The 17340-nt window shown below is 59.6% G+C and carries 16 protein-coding genes; 7 read left to right on the forward strand and 9 right to left on the reverse strand.

Translation table 11 applies throughout. The features are described 5' to 3' along the window. Positions 1 to 97: 97 nt before the first annotated feature. From HQL98_02980 to raiA, 7 genes are all read left to right on the forward strand, one after another. Positions 98 to 2191, forward strand: a complete 2094-nt coding sequence (locus HQL98_02980) for a carbon starvation protein A (GenBank protein ID MBF0271029.1) — start codon at positions 98 to 100, stop codon at positions 2189 to 2191. A 70-nt stretch (positions 2192 to 2261) separates the two neighbouring features. Then, positions 2262 to 2903, forward strand: a complete 642-nt coding sequence (metW, locus tag HQL98_02985) for a methionine biosynthesis protein MetW (protein ID MBF0271030.1) — start codon at positions 2262 to 2264, stop codon at positions 2901 to 2903. After that, on the forward strand, positions 2900 to 3430 hold the full coding sequence (gene hpt / locus HQL98_02990; protein MBF0271031.1) for a hypoxanthine phosphoribosyltransferase: 531 nt from the start codon (positions 2900 to 2902) through the stop codon (positions 3428 to 3430). The genes metW and hpt overlap by 4 nt, the downstream gene beginning before the upstream one ends. After that, positions 3427 to 4143, forward strand: a complete 717-nt coding sequence (locus HQL98_02995; GenBank protein ID MBF0271032.1) for a phosphoglycolate phosphatase — start codon at positions 3427 to 3429, stop codon at positions 4141 to 4143. Before hpt ends, HQL98_02995 begins: the two co-directional genes overlap by 4 nt. Then, positions 4131 to 5009, forward strand: coding sequence for an ATP phosphoribosyltransferase (locus HQL98_03000; protein MBF0271033.1), 879 nt, complete (start codon positions 4131 to 4133; stop codon positions 5007 to 5009). The genes HQL98_02995 and HQL98_03000 overlap by 13 nt, the downstream gene beginning before the upstream one ends. A 44-nt stretch (positions 5010 to 5053) precedes the next feature. Further along, complete coding sequence (locus HQL98_03005) at positions 5054 to 5260, forward strand: hypothetical protein (protein MBF0271034.1); 207 nt, start codon at positions 5054 to 5056, stop codon at positions 5258 to 5260. Positions 5261 to 5310: 50 nt separating this feature from the next. Beyond that, positions 5311 to 5616 (forward strand): ribosome-associated translation inhibitor RaiA, encoded by a 306-nt coding sequence (raiA, locus tag HQL98_03010; GenBank protein MBF0271035.1) that lies wholly within the window; start codon positions 5311 to 5313, stop codon positions 5614 to 5616. Between the two features lie 185 nt (positions 5617 to 5801). Here raiA and HQL98_03015 read toward each other — a convergent pair whose 3' ends face one another. From HQL98_03015 to HQL98_03055, 9 genes are all read right to left on the reverse strand, one after another. After that, positions 5802 to 7742, reverse strand: a complete 1941-nt coding sequence (locus HQL98_03015; GenBank protein MBF0271036.1) for a response regulator — start codon at positions 7740 to 7742, stop codon at positions 5802 to 5804. Further along, complete coding sequence (locus HQL98_03020; GenBank protein ID MBF0271037.1) at positions 7735 to 12276, reverse strand: response regulator; 4542 nt, start codon at positions 12274 to 12276, stop codon at positions 7735 to 7737. The genes HQL98_03015 and HQL98_03020 overlap by 8 nt, the downstream gene beginning before the upstream one ends. A gap of 73 nt (positions 12277 to 12349) precedes the next feature. Continuing rightward, positions 12350 to 12568 carry a hypothetical protein gene (locus HQL98_03025; protein ID MBF0271038.1) on the reverse strand — a complete coding sequence of 73 codons (219 nt, stop codon included), beginning with the start codon at positions 12566 to 12568 and terminating at the stop codon, positions 12350 to 12352. After that, a complete protein-coding gene (locus HQL98_03030) occupies positions 12565 to 12954 on the reverse strand; it encodes a response regulator (protein ID MBF0271039.1) in 390 nt (129 codons plus the stop codon). The genes HQL98_03025 and HQL98_03030 overlap by 4 nt, the downstream gene beginning before the upstream one ends. A 27-nt stretch (positions 12955 to 12981) precedes the next feature. Beyond that, a complete protein-coding gene (locus tag HQL98_03035; GenBank protein ID MBF0271040.1) occupies positions 12982 to 13356 on the reverse strand; it encodes a hypothetical protein in 375 nt (124 codons plus the stop codon). A 27-nt stretch (positions 13357 to 13383) separates the two neighbouring features. After that, the gene (secF, locus tag HQL98_03040) at positions 13384 to 14301 is read right to left on the reverse strand and encodes a protein translocase subunit SecF (protein ID MBF0271041.1); all 918 of its coding nucleotides are present in this window, start codon (positions 14299 to 14301) and stop codon (positions 13384 to 13386) included. Positions 14302 to 14327: 26 nt separating this feature from the next. Further along, positions 14328 to 15854 (reverse strand): protein translocase subunit SecD, encoded by a 1527-nt coding sequence (secD, locus tag HQL98_03045; protein ID MBF0271042.1) that lies wholly within the window; start codon positions 15852 to 15854, stop codon positions 14328 to 14330. Between the two features lie 95 nt (positions 15855 to 15949). Continuing rightward, positions 15950 to 16330, reverse strand: coding sequence for a preprotein translocase subunit YajC (gene yajC, locus HQL98_03050; protein ID MBF0271043.1), 381 nt, complete (start codon positions 16328 to 16330; stop codon positions 15950 to 15952). Between the two features lie 60 nt (positions 16331 to 16390). Next, positions 16391 to 17170, reverse strand: coding sequence for a hypothetical protein (locus tag HQL98_03055; GenBank protein MBF0271044.1), 780 nt, complete (start codon positions 17168 to 17170; stop codon positions 16391 to 16393). Positions 17171 to 17340 lie beyond the last annotated feature (170 nt).

Raw genomic sequence — 17340 nt, forward strand, 5'->3', positions numbered from 1 at the left:
TGACAACAGGATGGTGAAAAGTTTAATTAAAACCCGACCTGATCGGCAAGGATGCGCCTGTGTTCCCTCCAATCCGTGCGAAATCCAAGGAATCCCCATGCCCCAGCCCCTCTCCCGACCGACGCCCTTGTCGCGCCAGCTCCTTTTTGCCCTGATCGCCGCCATCGGCACCGTGGCCCTGGGCAGCGTGGCCCTCAACCGGGGAGAGTCGGTCAACGCCACCTGGCTGGTGATCGCCGCCTTGTGCATCTATACCCTCTCTTACCGCTTCTATGCCCTGTTCCTCGAACAGACCGTACTCACCCTCGATCCATCCCGGCCCACCCCGGCGATCCGCTACAACGACAACAAGGATTTTGTCCCCACCAACCGCATCGTGCTGTATGGCCATCACTTCGCGGCCATCGCCGGGGCCGGTCCCCTGGTGGGTCCGGTGCTGGCGGCCCAAATGGGCTATCTGCCGGGTCTGTTGTGGATCCTGGTGGGGGTGGTGCTGGCGGGAGCGGTGCAGGACTTTTTGATTCTGTCGTTTTCCATGCGTCGCGGGGGACGCTCCCTCGGGGAGATCATCCGCTCGGAGATGGGAGCCATCCCCGGCAGCGTGGCCATGATCGGCATCTTCGGCATCATGACCATTCTGCTGGCGGTCTTGAGCCTGATCGTGGTCAAGGCCATGGCGGAAAGCCCCTGGTCGGTGTTCACCGTGGTCATGACCATCCCCATCGCCTTGTTCATGGGGATCTACATGAAAAAACTCCGGCCAGGACACGTGGCGGAAATCTCCGTCATCGGCGCGGTGTTGCTGATCGTGTCCATCATCGGCGGAGGGCATGTGGCCACCCATCCGACCCTTGGCCCCCTCTTCACCCTCACCGGACCCCAGGTGACCGCCGGATTGATCGCCTATGGGGCACTGGCCTCGATCCTGCCGGTGTGGATGATGCTCTGTCCCCGGGATTACCTCTCCACCTTCTTGAAAATCGGCACCATCGTCCTGCTGGCCATCTGCGTCTTCGTGGCCGCGCCTGCGCTCAAGATGCCCGCCACCACCGTGTTCATCAACGGCACCGGACCGGTGTGGAGCGGAGAACTGTTTCCGTTTCTGTTCATCACCATCGCCTGTGGCGCCTGCTCCGGATTCCACTCCCTGATCGCCTCCGGCACCACCCCGAAAATGATCGCCAGCGAAGGCGATGCCCGTTTCATCGGCTACGGAGGCATGCTGATGGAGTCCTTCGTGGCCATTATGGCCCTGTGCGCCGCCTCCATCCTGGAACCCGGCGTCTACTTCGCCATGAACGCCCCGGCGGCGGTACTCGGAACCACCCTCGAAGGCGCGGTCACGATCATCCGCGAATGGGGCTTCGTGGTCACCCCGGAGATGATCACCCAACTCACCCGCGACGTGGGCGAACACTCCCTGCTCTCCCGCACCGGCGGCGCCCCCACCCTGGCGGTGGGCATGGCCCACCTGCTGTCGGTGTTCGGCGGCACGGCCTGGATGGGCTTCTGGTATCACTTCGCCATCCTGTTCGAGGCCCTCTTCATCCTCACCGCCGTGGATACCGGCACCCGGGCCTGTCGTTTCATGGTCCAGGACATGTTCGGCGTGGTTTTCAAACCCCTGGCCCGCACCTCCTCGTGGCTTTCCAGCGTGGTGGCCACCGCCATCGTGGTCAGCGCCTGGGGCTATATCCTCTATCAAGGGGTGATCGATCCTTTCGGCGGCATCAACAGCCTGTGGCCCCTGTTCGGTATCTCCAACCAGATGCTCGCCGGCTGCGCCATGATCCTGGCCACGGTGATCCTCTTCAAACTCAAACGTCACAAACTGGCCTGGGTGACCATTCTCCCCGCCATCTGGCTGATCGTCTCCACCATGACCGCCAGCTTCCAGAAAATCTTTTCCGCCAACACCAAAATCGGCTTTCTGGCCCACGCGGACAAATATCAACAAGCCCTGGACAAAGGAACCATCCTCGCTCCGGCCAAAACCCTCGAACAGGTGGCCCGGGTAGTGGCCAACGATCGCCTGGACGCGATTCTGGCCCTGTTCTTCATGAGCATTGTCCTCATTCTGCTGATCTTCGGAGTGCGGGCCTGTCTCCAGGCCCTGCACAACCCGCTGGTCACCGCCCGGGAGGACGAACCGCCATCCGGGGTGTGCAATCCCATCACCCGCTGCTGTTGACGCGGCCCAGGCTTCGGGCTAGACTGAAAACAGGCATGGCACCAATGGCACCACAACCACGAGGTCCACGTTGCATAAACTCCGCATCGATCAAGCCGTCATCGCCGATCTGGTGACCGAAGGGGCGCGTGTACTCGATTTGGGGTGCGGAGACGGCTTGCTGCTCGACCACCTGATCCGCCGCAAACACGCCCGGGGCTTCGGGGTGGAAATCTCCCACGAAGGGGTCCACGCCTGCATCGCCCATGGTCTGCCGGTCTATCAGGGGGACATCGACCAGGGGTTGAGCGATCATCACGACGACTCCTTCGATTACGTCATCCTCTCCCACACCCTTCAGGCGGTCCACCGGCCCGAATACGTGCTGAAGGAAATGCTCCGAGTCGGCAAAAAGATCATCGTCTCCTTTCCCAATTTCGGCTACTGGCGGGTACGCTTCAGCCTGCTGCTCTACGGACGCATGCCCCGCACCCGGCTGCTGCCCTACCGCTGGCACGACACCCCCTATATCCATCTGTGCACCATCCTGGACTTCGAGGATCTGTGCGCCGAACTCGACATTCGCATCCTGCGACGCATTCCGCTTTCCGCTGACAAACATCCGGCGCACCGCACCATTCTGCATCCCCTGTCCCAATGGCTCGTCCCCGGAACCACCGCCAATCTGCTCGCTCCGGTGGTGGTCTTTCTGCTCGAAAGGAACACCCGATGAGACCCCTTGTGGAACCAATCCTCTCCGACGAACTGATCCAGGGCCGCATCGACGCCCTGGCCCAGGAGATGGCCCCGGCGCTGCGGGACGACGTGGTCATGGTCACCTTGATGACCGGAGCGTTCCTGTTCGGGGCGGATCTGGCCCGCGCCCTCTCCCGGATCGGACGCCCCCTGACCCTCGATTTCATGGTGCTGTCGTCGTATGGCGCCGGAACGGAAACTTCCGGCCAGATCAACACCCGTCTGGATGTGCGGGAAAATCTCTCCGGTCGTCAGGTGCTGCTGGTGGATGACATCCTCGACAGCGGTCACACCCTGCAAATGGCCATCGCCCACCTCAAGGGAAAAGGGGCCGACTCCATCCTCACCTGCGTGCTGCTGGACAAACCCGCCCGTCGCCGGGTGCCGGTCCAGGCCGACTTCGTGGGCTTCGAGATTCCGAATGTGTTCGTGGTGGGTTTCGGCATCGATTACAACCAGATGTTCCGGGAGTTGCCCTACGTGGGCCATGTGCGCACCCCATGAGCAAACCCATCGTCTGCCGCGCCCTGCTGTTCGATCTGGACGGCACTCTGGTGGATTCCGCTCCGGACCTGTGGCGAGCCATGAACCATGTCCTGGCCCTGCGGCAACACCCTCCCCTGCCCCTGGAGCGGGTACGCCATCTGGTGGGCCACGGCGCCCGCGCCCTGCTGGCCCGGGGACTGTTCGACGAAAACACCGACCCTCCCGCCGACGATCCCCTCTTCGAGCAGGCGGTCACCGCCTTTCTGGATTACTACCGGGATCATCTCACCGATCACTCCCGCCCGTTTCCCGCGGTGATCCCGGTGCTCCAATCCCTGGCTGACCAGGGTTACGCCATGGCGGTGGTCACCAACAAGCCGGAACACCTCGCCCGGGCCATGCTGGAACAACTGGATCTGGACCGATTCTTCTCCGTGGTCATCGGCGGCGAGACCCTGCCCCGACGCAAACCCGATCCCCTGCCGATACAACACGCCCTGGCGCAACTCGACATTCCGGCCACGCTCGGGGTGATGATCGGCGATTCGGAAACCGATCTCCAGGCCGCCCGCAACGCCCAGATCCCGGTCATTCTGTACGCCCATGGCTACAACCGTGGGCAGCACGTACGCGCACTCCATCCGGACCGCGTCATGGACCACTTCGGCCAACTGCCGGAGTTTCTTCATTTATCCAGGGAAACAAGGATTGGATCACCATGTCACAACTGAAACTCGGCATCCCCAAGGGAAGCCTGGAACAAGCCACCATCGAACTGTTCTCCCAGGCGGGCTGGCGCATTTCCCCCAGTTCACGCAACTATTTTCCCAGCATCGATGATCCGGAGATCGTCTGCTCGCTGGTCCGTCCCCAGGAGATGGCCCGCTACGTAGCCGACGGCACCTTGGACATGGGCCTGACCGGCCTGGACTGGATCCTCGAATGGGAGTGCGAAGATAAAGTCGCGCAAATCGGCGCCCTGGAATACTCCAAAAGCTCCAACCGTCCCTGTCGCTGGGTGCTGGTGACCCGTCAGGACTCCCCGATCCAAACCCTTGCGGATCTCCAGGGCAAACGGGTGGCCACGGAACTGGAACAGTTCACCCGTCGTCATCTGTCCCAGTTGGGCATTCAGGCCGAAGTGATCTTCTCCTGGGGAGCCACGGAGGCCAAAGTGGTGGAAGGACTGGTGGACGCGGCGGTGGAGATCACCGAAACCGGTTCCACCATCAAGGCCCACGGCCTGCGCATCGTGGCGGATCTACTGGAAACCCGCACCATGATCATCGCCAATCACGACGCGGTGCGGGATGCGTGGAAAAAAAACAAGATCGATCAGATCACCCTGCTGTTGAACGCCGCCCTGACCGCCCGTCACAAGGCGATCCTCAAAATGAACGTCCCGGTGGCCCGTTCCGCCGAGGTGCTGGCCCTGTTGCCCAGCCTGCAATCCCCGACCATCAACACCTTGTCCGATCCGGCTTGGCAGGCGGTGGAGACCGTGGTGGACCGCTCCGAGGTTCGCGACCTGATTTGGCGATTGAAACAGGCCGGAGCCGTCGGCATCCTGGAATTTGACCTCAAGAAAGTGGTATGATGGATCCGACTGTTCCATTCCACACCCAACCGAGGAGTTACTGCATGCCGCTTACCGAGACGTGGACCGGTGATCTTCCCTGGATGGCCCTGCTTCTGGGGCTGACAAGCATGGTGACACTCTTGCTGGTCGCCCTTTTTCCGGCCGCCCGTCCGGTGCGTGCCCTTGTTCCAATCCCGGTCCGCTCCCGCGAGGGGCAACAACGCGCAGCCATGGTCCACAACCAACGCCGGCGCCTGTTCAACGACTGACGCACATCAGGTCAAGCCTGACATTTTAAATTTTGAAAGGGGTTTAAATCATGGAAGTGAAAATTGAAGGACGCCAGGTTGACATCGGAGACGAGTTGCGGGATCGCATCCAAAAGCAGTTCGACAACCTCGATCAACGCTTCGGACCCTTGACCCACGGTCGCATCTCCGTGGAACGCAAGGCCCACAACAACGAGCAACGCGCCTCGGTCAAAACCGTGGTCAACGTGGCGGGCAAAACCATCTCCGCCGCCAAAGAGGCCTCCACGGTGATCGGAGCGGTCAACGAGACCCTCGATACCCTCACCGAAGAACTGCTGACCCACGCGGAAAAAAGCAAAAAGAGTCACCGGTAACGGCTGCTCCTCGACCCTGCCTGGCGAGCAATCTGATCAGGCGGGGTCGAAACGCTCCTTGCCGGATTTCCGGCCCGTTCCACCCCCCGCACCACATCCCCCACCCAATCCGCTTGACGCGCCACTCTGTTTGTTTCCGACCGGATCCCACGGACCTCCAGGCCAATCATGGCCAACCTCTATCCTCAAAGCGTCGGATGGCTCAACACGATCGCCTCGTCCCGCGCCCACTCCTGCAACAGCACCAGACAGGTATCGAAATCATAATCCATCAACGCCTTGCGCATGGCCCCGATCCGCTCCTTGCGGACCATGCCCGGCGCCAAAGGCAGCATCTGCTCCACCACCGTATCCACAGAGGAGTCGAACGCGCACAACAAGGACTCGACCTGCCGCATCAAAGGCGCCAAACCCGCCGGAGCCGGGGCCAAGTCGTCATCATCCCCAGTCGCTTCCGCCCCTGACACCGCCAACTCCGCCTGTTGCAAACCGGTCAAGACTCCCGCCACAATCCGTTGCAGCTCTCTGGCGGTCTCCCCCAGAAGATCCCCCAGCCTGTCCAGTCTCTCCTCCTCCTTGGCCCGCAGTTCGATCCGCTTGGCCAAAGCCGACAAACTCTGGGCACCGATCAAGGCCGCAACCCCTTTCAGGGTGTGGGCGGTACGTTCCAGACCCGCCGGATCACCCCCGGCCATCTGCTGCTCCATTCTCACACAGGCATCCCGCTGATTGCGCACAAATTTGGACAACACGCTCCGATAGATCGCCTCTTTGCCCCCCACATTGTGCAACCCGGTCACCACATCCACCCCGACACCAAAATCCCCGGGCCGGGTCTGCTGCCCCCCCGGCGTATTCTCTTCAACCGGTTCCCCATCCACCCCAAAAAGACGGTCCGCCTCGATCCGGGCAAAATCCACCCGTGACTCCAGCACGTGCAACAGATTGCCGGCAGTATGATGGATGGCGCTCACCCATTCGTGTTGCCGGGGCGTCAACCCGCTTTGCAAACACTCCCAGGCCAATCCGAGGAGCGCGTTCAACGGGGTCCGGATCTCCCGGCTCACGTTGGTCAGAAAATCCCCCTGGGCCCGGCGGGACTGGACGGCCTGTTGATTCAGCGCCTCGGTATGGGCGGCGGACTGGGTCAAACGCAACTGCCTTTCCTCCAGGATGGCCTGTTGCGCCTTGCGAAGTTCCGAAACATCCCGCATCACCCCCACGGTTCCCAGATAGGAACGGAACCGAATGGTTGAATCGTCACCCGGATCGCCATACAAACCGGAACTGTTCACCTCCACACTCACGCAGCCCCCGTCCCCCCAGCGGCCCGGATCCCCCTCGCCCGTGGGGCGGCCTTGAGTCCGGACCCGGATCCCCAGTCCCATGGTGATGCGGGGCGTGGTACGTCGTTCGTCGAACACCTTCTGCCCTGGATTGACCAACCCCCCACCCCGTTCCAGCACCCGCTCCAGACTCACCGCCGGCAGATCCTCCGGATCGACGATTTCGGAAAAATGCCGACCCAGCAACTCGGAAGGATGATAGCCCAAGCACTCCACCGTCTGACTCAGGAAAGTGAAACGTCCCTCCACATCCAACTTGAAAACGATATCCGGGAGGATCTGGACCAGACCCCGCAAACACTCATCCGAAGAGAACAACAACTGTCGGCTTTCGTTCAGCCGTTCGTCCAGGGCGAACAGACGCCGGTTTTTTTCCTCCAACCGACGCTGCAACCGACGCAAGGTGATCTGGGTGCGAATGCGCGCCTTGACGATGCCCGGACTGATGGGCTTGGTGATGTAATCCACCGCCCCCATGGACAAACCATCCCGTTCATCCAGATCACCGGCCCGGGAAGTGACAAAAATCACTGGAATTTCACGGGTGCGGGCATCGGCTTTGAGTATACGGCACACCTCGTATCCACTCATTCCCGGCATCGTGATGTCCAAGAGGATCAAATCCGGCTGAGGATCCAAGAAGGCCAACCGCAACGCCAAGGTTCCATGAATGGCCGGACGCACCATGTATTCATCCATCAAGATGTTCTTGAGAACATCGAGATTTTCCGGACCGTCATCGACGATCAATATGATCGCTTTTCCCGAGTCTTCAGCCATCCACGGCCTCCAGATCAAGTGCAATGGTTCTGGATAACGCGACAAGCGTATTCCTGGCTCCATCGAAATCGTATTGGGAGATTTGTTCATCCATCCGGGTCAACCATCCCAACAGCTCTGAAGTCCCGAAATGCTCAAGAATGGCGGATAAGGTCAACTCCGCCTCGGCGTCAAAGATCGCCAATTGATCATGCAACTTCTTCAACAACTGATTACGACGCAACAGGGTTTCCGGGGAGTGGTCCACAGGCGGCGCCAGACGGGGTACGCTCTCCTTGTGGCTCACCAGGGGTGCCAGACGCCCGCTCAAGCCCACCAGATCCTCGGCGGTTTCCCGCACCAAGGCCTCGATCACGTGGCGCTCTTCGGCGTTGCGGATGGCCAGTTCCAACTGGGCCGCCTTCTGGGACAATCCATTGGCCCCGATGGTGGCGGCCACCCCTTTCAAGGTGTGGGCCAACCGCTCCGCGGAGCCATGATCTTCGGCGATCAAAGCCTGCTGGATCAAACCGGTCACTCCGCTCTGGTTGGAGACAAAACGACCCAACACACCCAGATAGGCGGGAAGATTGCCGTTCAAACGCCGCAGACCCGCCACGGTATCCACACCCGGAATCTCCGGCAACTCCGATGCCAAAGTGGAACCGGATCGACTCCGCAGCCGGTTTTCCCCCTCTCCCGGCAACGGCAGAGAGGTGGCGGGTTTGATCCAACGGGCCATGATGGCAAACATTTCCACCGGATCCACCGGCTTGCCGATATGATCCTGCATCCCCGCCGCCAGACACAGATCCCGATCCCCGGACATGGCGTTGGCGGTCATGGCGAGAATCGGCAATGGGGCAAAACGCTCCTGCTTGCGGATTTCACGGGTGGCGGTGATGCCATCCATGACCGGCATCTGCACATCCATCAACACCCCATCCAACCGCTCCGTGGCGATCCTGTCCAACGCCTGTTGACCATTCTCCGCCACCACCACGGTGACATTGGCCTGTTCCAAAAGCTCCCGGGCCACCTGCTGATTGATTTCGTTGTCTTCCACCAGCAGGATCCTGGCTCCGGAAAGAGCGGCCCGATCCGCCCGGCTGCTGTCGTGACGCGACGAAAACGGTCGAACCCCACCGGATCCCGCCCGGCCCAACGCCTCCATGATGGATTCAAACAACAGGCTTTGATTGATCGGCTTGACCAGGAAATGATCGATTTGCGCCTCCTGCCGGGCGCGTTTCACCACCCCGTCCTCCCCATAGGCGGTGGCCATGATCATCACCGGAATACGGTTCAATCCCAGCTCATGCCGAATCTTCGCCGCCGCGGTGATGCCGTCGAGTTCCGGCATGCGGTAGTCCATCAAAACCAGATCATAAGACTCCCCGGCGAGATCCGACTGCTCCACCACCCGGATGGCCTCCTTGCCATCCCCCGCCTTGCTGACACGGAAACCAAACGAAGTCAAATACTCGGCCATAATGTTGCAAGCGCTTTCGTTGTCATCCACCACCAGCACCCGCTTACCCCGCAGCTCCACAGAAGCCACCAGGGAGGACTTGACCACCCGGTCGGACAGACCCAGACGCACATCAAAGATAAACCGGCTGCCTTTTCCGAAGGTACTTTCGGCGCGGATGCTCCCTCCCATCATCTCCACCAGACGTTTGGAAATGGTCAGTCCCAGTCCCGTGCCCCCATACTTGCGGGTCACGGAGGCGTCCGCCTGGGTGAAGGCATGAAACAGTCCGGCAACCTGTTCGGCGGTCATGCCGATGCCGGTATCCCGCACCGTGAACCGCAGATGGATGGACGACTCCCCTTTTTCCAGCATTTCGGTCACCACCACGATTTCACCGGATTCGGTAAACTTGATGGCGTTGTTGGTGAGGTTGAGCAGAATCTGTCCCAGCCGGAACGGATCCCCCACCAGTCCCGACGGAATGTCCACCGCAGTCTCCATGAGAAATTCGACCCGCTTCTCCCAGGCCTTCATGGCCACCATGGAAGCCATGTTGCCCAACACCTCTTCCAGGGTGAATTCGATGGACTCCATGTCCATGCGACCCGCCTCGATCTTGGAATAGTCCAGAATGTCATTGATGATGCGCAACAACGAGGTGGCGGCGTGATGGACCTTGCGGATGTAATCCTTCTGTCGGGCATTCAGGGGGGTTTGCAGACACAAATGACTCAAGCCGATGATGGCGTTCATGGGGGTACGGATTTCATGGCTCATGTTGGCCAGAAATTCGCTTTTGGCCATGGCCGCAGCTTCCGCCAGTCCCTTGGCCCGGATCAATCCCGCCTCCAGATCCTTCATGGCGGTGACATCCGTGCGGATGGAGACATATTGAAACGGTTTGCCCCGTTCGTTCAAGAAAGGAACCACCGTGGCCTGCACCCAATAGGGCGTTCCCTGCTTGGAGAGATTCTGCACCTCCCCATGCCAGATGCGACCCTGGGCAATGGTGGTCCACAACTCCCGATAAAAGGCCGGAGAGTGGGCGTCGGACTTGATCATACGATGATTGTTACCGATCAACTCGGCGCGGCTGTAACCGCTGATGGCCACAAACTTGTCGTTGGCGTAGATGATCTTCCCTTTGACATCCGTGGCCGAAACAATGGCATGCTCGTCCAAAGCCAACTTTTGAAACTCCAAGGTCCGCAACGCCTCGGCTTCGCTTTGTTCCATGCGGCGCCGGGACAATACCACCAGCGTCCCTCCCCACGCCAAAAAAAGCCCCAGCAGAATCGCGCCATACAAAATGGTGGCAAAGACCGGACGATCGTGCAAAGTCTGGAAGGAAAACGGCGTATGGGGAAAACGAATGACCACGGTCCAGGGGCCGAGTCCGCCGCTGAACACGGATTGGACCGTCTCCGGCACCGCCACCATCCAATCTTCAAACAGGAACTGCCCTTCCAGGGTACGGAAGGAACCGGATCGATTGGTTTGCAAAAATCGCCACAGGACGGGAAAAAGGTCCCCGAACGTGCGAGAGGGCGGCGCGTTTCCCTCCGGGATGCTTGCCGAAAGCGGGTTTAAAAGGAAATTTCCCTCGTGATCGATCACAAACCCATCACCACCAGATCCACGCACCCCCTCCCGAACCCAATCCAGCAGCATCCCCGCCAGATAATCGAGGACCATCACCCCTCTTTTGGTCCCAGAGGCGTCGAACACCGGGGCGGAAAAACGCAAAATCGGTTGAGACGGATGGCCATCCGGAAGGTCGCTCCGGTTCAGCTCCAAACGGGACAGCTGGATGCCTCCCTTGTCCAGGGCCCAGGCATTCCGAAAATAGTCCCGATCCCCCCGGTTCTGGAGTTGCTCCTCCGGCACCACGACCCCATGCCCGCGGTCACCCTGGACCCGCACCCACTCCATGCCCTGCTGGTCAATCAGGCGGATCTGCTCGTAAACCCGGCGTTCCCGCACCAGCGTGGAAAAATGGCGAATCAAACCTTGCCGGGCACCCGGATCGTTGCGGTCAAACAAAGCGTCCAATTCTCCGCTGCCCAGCAGCAGATTCAGGTCCGCCACCACGGTTTGGAAATCATGGGCCACGCCCTTCACGATTCGTTCCAGCAGGATGCGACTGGCGGACTCACGATTCCCGGATCCCATGGAATCATGAAAAGAGGCCACCATCCAGCCCACCAGCAGGATCACAACCTGGATCAGCACCAGATGCTTGAAAAACATCATCCGGTTTCCCGGCAGAAACACATGGCTCAGCGGTTGCAACCGCCGTCCGGATTCGATCCGTTTCCGTCCCAGGTACAACGCCAGCAAAAAAAACAAAATCAACAGAAAATACAACACCGCCAACCCCATCACCATCCCGTCCGGATTCCAGAACAGTTCGGGGGCGTGATGATCCATGCGGCTGGGGAGAAACAGAGTCGCGGACATGGCGATGTAATGCATGCCGGAGAAGGCCAAGGCCATGATCACAGGAGCCAGCAACCGTCCCATGCCCTGATCGGGCTTCAGGCCCAATCTGCCGGAAAAGGAGTGGGCCAGGATGGCCAGTACCGCCAAAACCAACACAAACAGCAAAGAGACCACAAACAGCAGGGGATCATAGGCCATGCGGGCTTCTTGATGCATGGCCATCATCCCGATGAAATGCATCAAGCCGATGCCGACCCCCACGATGACCCCACCGATCCAGAGGCTGCGGCCATGGGCCTGACTGCGGCCCACCAGATGCAGCATCCAGCCCGCCGCGAAAATTGCCGGCACTGCGGCCACGGCGGTCACGCCCAGATCGTAATGGACCTCGATCGGCAGCTTGTAGGCGAGCATGCCGATGAAATGCATCAAAAAGACACCACTCCCCAAAGCCATGGCCCCGAACAGCAACCACAGGTGACGCCGCAGCCCCTGAAGGCCGCGTAAAGGATCGATGGTGGAAAGAGCGGAGAAACAGCCGAGCAACACCGCCAGCAGAGAAATCACGACCAGAACGGGATCGTAAAAGCCGGGATAAGCCTGGGATTGGACAAGACTTGCAGCAATGAAATCCATCATGGGATCCGGACCCTCTCAACTCCCACAGCCATGCGGCGGGGTCTGGATGCCAACACCGTTCACCCCATGGGGGTCAACACCACACATCCCTCCTGGTCGATCTGCCGACAAGAACACACTCCGGAATTCGCGCCCAATCCAGCCGATCCAGCCGCAATGGACAGACGCTCTCCTCGAAGGCCGCCCGCGAGGCGGACAAGGCGGACAAAGCGCTCACAGGACGATTCAGCCCCTTGGGATCCCGGGACACCAGATCCAAACCGCTGGCCTGATGCCGGTCATGCAGGGTCATCCCGGCTGTCCTGTCTGGAGGGCCAACGCCTCTTGCACCACATCCAGGGCCTGACTGCGGCCAAACGGTTTCACCAGCAGACGGGTGGCCCCGAAATCCTGGGCCATGCGCAGATTGAAAGCAGCATCCAGTCCCCGCCCGCCCCCGGACATGGCCACGATGCGGATTCCGGGATTGACCTCTTTCAACTCCATGATCAATTCGACCCCATCTTTTTCCGGCATGAGGATATCGGTCATCACCAGATCCGGATGGTACTGCTTGAAACGCCGCAAACCGGCGCGCCCATCCGGAGACTCCTCCACCTCGTGCCCCTCTTCCACCAGAATCTCGCGCAGCAGGGCGCGAATGGAGGCGTCATCATCAATCACCAGGATGCGTGCCATGGAATCTATTCCTCGTCAGCTTTTCAATCAGGATTGAGTTTGTGAAAGTCGATAGGCCTGTTGCGCGGAGTCGCTCACCTCGCGGATCATGGCCTCTTTCAAAGAGACCAACAACTCCATGGGCAGGGCCAAGTCCTTGGCGATCCCCTTGAGCCGTTCGCCGCCCTGGAAATGGCGTTCGGCCAGAATCACCTTGAGACAGTCGTCCTCGACCACGGACTTGAATCCGGCATCGTCCATTTTGAGCGCCCGGCTCGCCTCGGCCCAGGTGGAACCGGCGGCCAAGGACTCGCGCAACTGGGCGATGGCCTGGGTATGCAGCCGGTCCTGTTCGGCGCTGAACTCCGGGGAGACCACCTGGAACCGGAGATCGTAATCGTCGCTCGATGAAGTGTTGGACATGTTTTAAGTTCCCGCCGCGCCGCTGGGTCAAGAGGAGGTTTTGGATCCACGCCACCGCTCCCACTCCAGCACGATGGGACTGGCAACATAAATGGAAGACCAGGTGCCCACGACCACCCCCAACAACAAAGTGATGGCAAAATCGTGGATCACTTCGCCACCGAAGAAAATCAAAGCCACCAAAACCAATACCACGGTCAAGGAGGTGATGATGGTTCGCGACAAGGTACGGTTGACCGCTTCGTTGATGATCATCTCCAACGGCTGCTGACGCAACCGTTTGGTTTCGTCACGAATGCGATCGAACACCACGATGGTGTCGTTGATCGAGTAGCCGATAATCGTCAGGACCGCCGCCACCACCACCAACGAAAACTCCTTCTGGGTGATCGCGAAGAATCCAATGGTGATGAACACATCGTGTACCAGGGCCAGCACGGCCCCGAAGGCGAAACGGAACTCGAAACGCACCCCCACATAGATCAAAATCGCCAGCCAGGAATAAATGACCGCCCAGATTCCGTTGACCGTCAATTCATGTCCCACCTGCGGCCCGACGAATTCGACACGACGCAGCTCCACCTTGCCGGTTTTGGCCAGAGGGGTGATGGCGTCCATGATCTTTTGCGCCACCTTGGAGGCTTCGTGTTCCTTGGAATCCTTGTCCTGATGGAGACGGATCAGGATCTCCTCCGGCGCTCCGAACTCCTGGATCACAGCCGCCCCCAGGCCGATATGAGCCAACGCGGTACGAATCTCGCCGATGGGGGCCGGACCCGGAAAACGCAGTTGCATCACGGCACCACCGGAGAAATCGAGTCCGAAGTTCAACCCTTTGGTCACCAGGAAGCCAAGACTGACAAGCAACGTGGCCAACGAAATCACATAGGCCCATTTCCGGAAGCCGACGAAGTCGATATTCAGCTTTGAACTGATGAGTTCCATAATAGCATCCGTTACTGAGAGTTTGATCAAAGACTCAATTTTTGCACACGACGATTGCGCAGGATGTAATACAACATCATCCGGGTCAACGTGATCGACGTGAACAAAGAAGAAACGATACCGATAATCAAGGTGACGGCAAAGCCCCGCACGGGTCCGGTGCCAAACTGGAACAGAATCATCGCCGTGGCCAGGGTGGTCACATGGGAGTCCAGAATGGTCATGAAGGCCTTGTCATAGCCCTGATCGATGGCGGCGTAAGGGGATTTGCCCAACCGGATTTCCTCGCGAATGCGCTCGATGATCAGCACGTTGGCATCCACGGCGATACCGATCAGCAGCACCACCCCGGCGATTCCCGGCAGGGTCAGGGCGGCCTGCAACGCGGCCAGGACCGCCAACACGATGAAAATGTTGAACACCACGGCAATGTTGGCCAGCCAGCCCAAGCCTTTGTAATAGATCCCCATGAACAGGATCACAAAGAAACCACCGATCAACGAGGAGTGCACCCCCTGATTGATCGAGTCGCTGCCCAGGGTCGGACCCACGGTGCGCTCTTCCAGGATGGTGACCGGAGCGGGCAAGGCGCCGGCCCGCAACACGATGGCCAGATCGTGGGCGTCTTCCATGGTGAAGTTGCCGGTGATCTGGGCCCGTCCGCCTTCGATCTTCTCACGCAGCACCGGGGCGGAATAGACCTTGTCGTCCAAGACGATGGCCATGCGCTCTCCCACGTGTTCCCCGGTCAACTGGGCGAACTTGCGGGCCCCTTGGTGGTTGAAGGTGATGGAGACCATGGCCTCGCCGAACTGATCGAAATTGACCCGGGCATCGGTGAGCAAATCGCCGGTCAGGTTGGTGCGTTTTTTGAGCAGAAGCGGTTGACGCACCGGTTTTTGACCTTTTTTCCCGCCCCGCTCCTCATAGAGCAGTTGATCGTCCGCAGGAACATTGCCCGCCAGGGCCGCGGCCAGATCGCCTTTTTCGTCCACCAGCTTGAATTCGAGCCGGGCGGTGCGACCGATGAGGGTTTTGGCCCGGGCCGGATCGTTGAGTCCGGGCAGTTGCAGCAGGATCCGCTCCTCTCCTTGTTTCTGCAACGAGGGTTCGGAGACGCCGAACTGGTCGATGCGGGAACGGATGGTCTGAATGGATTGATCCACCGCAAACTTGCGCAGGTCGATCACCTCCTTGGGTGACAGACGCAGACGGGCGCCATCCGGGGTCTCCTCGGCCACGGAATTGCGAAAATCATCTTTCAGAATTTTGATGACCTCGGCCTTGGCCACATCCGCCGGGAGTTTGACATCCACCGTGTCCCGACCTTCCCGCTTGATCGACTGATAACGCAGCTTGCCCTTGCGCAAGGCAAGACGAACCTCGTCCACCAGATTTTCAGCCGCCTGCTCCACCGCCTTGTCGGTTTCGACATTCAGCAGAAGATACAATCCACCTTGCAGGTCCAATCCACGATAGACGGTCTTGGCAGGAAGCCATGCCGGCCACCAGCTCGGCACTCCGCCCATGAGGGTGGGCAGGGAGTACACCATCGAGATCAAAACGATCACGATGGAAAGAATGGTTTTCCAAAGCGGGAACTGTCGCACGCCGGGTCACTCCTGGAATCGGTGTCCAAAAAAAACGATCACTCCTTGGGCTTGTCCGCGGGCTCTTCGGGTGCGGGGGCGCTGGCCTTGGCCGACATCTCGGCAACGGCCACGCGACGCACCTTGACCCGCACGGGCTTGAACTGCCGGGCCGACACCTCGACTTCTCCCAGTTCGATGATCACGTGATCCTCTTCCACCCGATGGATCCGTCCCATCAATCCGCCCCGGGTCTCCACCGCGTCGCCCCGTTGCAGGTTTGCGACCATTTCCTTGTGCTGTTTCACCTGTTTTTGTTGCGGACGAATCAACAGAAAATAAAAAATGCCGAACAGCAAAATCATGAACACAATGTTGCCAATGGCCGCCTCGGAGCCCGGGGCGGACTGGGCATAGGCGGGGGTGATCCAATCGATCATGGGTCAATCTCTCCGTGGGTTTTGATTCGAGAAAAAGGACATGGACAAAGTCGGGCCGGATCAAATCGCCGTGGTCAGACGATAACTTTCCGCGGAGATCACCGAAGCGCGAAACCATCCATGGGAACTGCTGCTGATCTTGCCAAAAAAACGACGAAAACTTTCAGGATCGGCCATGCCGGTCACATGCAAGCTATGACGATGACGAATCACCACCCCTCCCGGCTGGGGTTCCCGACCCGAAAAACGCAACACGCCGGTCAATTCGATGGGAAGATCCCCCTCCGAGGAAGGAATCAGCCGAACCCGAACCGTCGCGTTCACCGGAATCGCCACCGGATTGTCCCCGGCGTTTCCCTGGTCCAGAAAGGAGAGTCCCTCGGGATTGATATCCTGCAACTCCCCGGAAATTACCGTCTGGTCGAGGATCATTTCCACCTGACAGGTCATGTTCATCGGCACCGTGAAACGGCTCACCTGACGCTTGGAGTGTACCCGAAACATGGCCGGATACCCCACCCGCAACTCAAGGGGACCGACAGGTCCCAGACACTCCAGTTTCGACTCCAGGGAGTATCCACCCATGTGAAAATAGATCACCACCGGCATTCCGCTGCTCAACGGCCCGTTGCCGGACTCGGAATCCAGCACAGTCAGGGTCAGGGAGTCTCCCGGGACCATGGCGGTCAAAATGGCCTGACGCACCGGTCGTCCGGATCCGGCATGGAGTTCCAAAGGACGTTTCCCCGCGCACGCCGAAGCCAGGACCGAACGGATTTCCGCCTTGTCCAACAGCAGATCGGTGTTTTTCAACAAGCCCTGAACCGTGGCGTGGGTCATGAGAGTGTACGATATCCGCAAATCAAAGAAAGACGAAACCGACTGACAGTACGAAAATTTCCACTCCTTGGCAAGGCGTCAATTCGCCCCGGATTGATTCCATTGGTGCCAATCTTGCACACAATGCCAAATGAGTGTCATCCATCCATAAAAATGGTTGACCCGACAGG

The organism is Magnetococcales bacterium (genome assembly GCA_015231755.1).
Lineage (GTDB): Bacteria > Pseudomonadota > Magnetococcia > Magnetococcales > Magnetaquicoccaceae > Magnetaquiglobus.

Excerpts from the sequence above, each read along its gene's own strand:
- HQL98_02980 (MBF0271029.1), top strand. The coding sequence starts at position 98 with ATGCCCCAGCCCCTCTCCCGACCGACGCCCTTGTCGCGCCAGCTCCTT.
- hpt (MBF0271031.1), top strand. The coding sequence starts at position 2,900 with ATGAGACCCCTTGTGGAACCAATCCTCTCCGACGAACTGATCCAGGGC.
- HQL98_02995 (MBF0271032.1), top strand. The coding sequence starts at position 3,427 with ATGAGCAAACCCATCGTCTGCCGCGCCCTGCTGTTCGATCTGGACGGC.
- HQL98_03000 (MBF0271033.1), top strand. The coding sequence starts at position 4,131 with ATGTCACAACTGAAACTCGGCATCCCCAAGGGAAGCCTGGAACAAGCC.
- HQL98_03005 (MBF0271034.1), top strand. The coding sequence starts at position 5,054 with ATGCCGCTTACCGAGACGTGGACCGGTGATCTTCCCTGGATGGCCCTG.
- raiA (MBF0271035.1), top strand. The coding sequence starts at position 5,311 with ATGGAAGTGAAAATTGAAGGACGCCAGGTTGACATCGGAGACGAGTTG.
- HQL98_03015 (MBF0271036.1), bottom strand. The coding sequence starts at position 7,742 with ATGGCTGAAGACTCGGGAAAAGCGATCATATTGATCGTCGATGACGGT.
- HQL98_03020 (MBF0271037.1), bottom strand. The coding sequence starts at position 12,276 with ATGATGGATTTCATTGCTGCAAGTCTTGTCCAATCCCAGGCTTATCCC.
- HQL98_03025 (MBF0271038.1), bottom strand. The coding sequence starts at position 12,568 with ATGACCCTGCATGACCGGCATCAGGCCAGCGGTTTGGATCTGGTGTCC.
- HQL98_03030 (MBF0271039.1), bottom strand. The coding sequence starts at position 12,954 with ATGGCACGCATCCTGGTGATTGATGATGACGCCTCCATTCGCGCCCTG.
- HQL98_03035 (MBF0271040.1), bottom strand. The coding sequence starts at position 13,356 with ATGTCCAACACTTCATCGAGCGACGATTACGATCTCCGGTTCCAGGTG.
- secF (MBF0271041.1), bottom strand. The coding sequence starts at position 14,301 with ATGGAACTCATCAGTTCAAAGCTGAATATCGACTTCGTCGGCTTCCGG.
- secD (MBF0271042.1), bottom strand. The coding sequence starts at position 15,854 with ATGGTGTACTCCCTGCCCACCCTCATGGGCGGAGTGCCGAGCTGGTGG.
- yajC (MBF0271043.1), bottom strand. The coding sequence starts at position 16,330 with ATGATCGATTGGATCACCCCCGCCTATGCCCAGTCCGCCCCGGGCTCC.
- HQL98_03055 (MBF0271044.1), bottom strand. The coding sequence starts at position 17,170 with ATGACCCACGCCACGGTTCAGGGCTTGTTGAAAAACACCGATCTGCTG.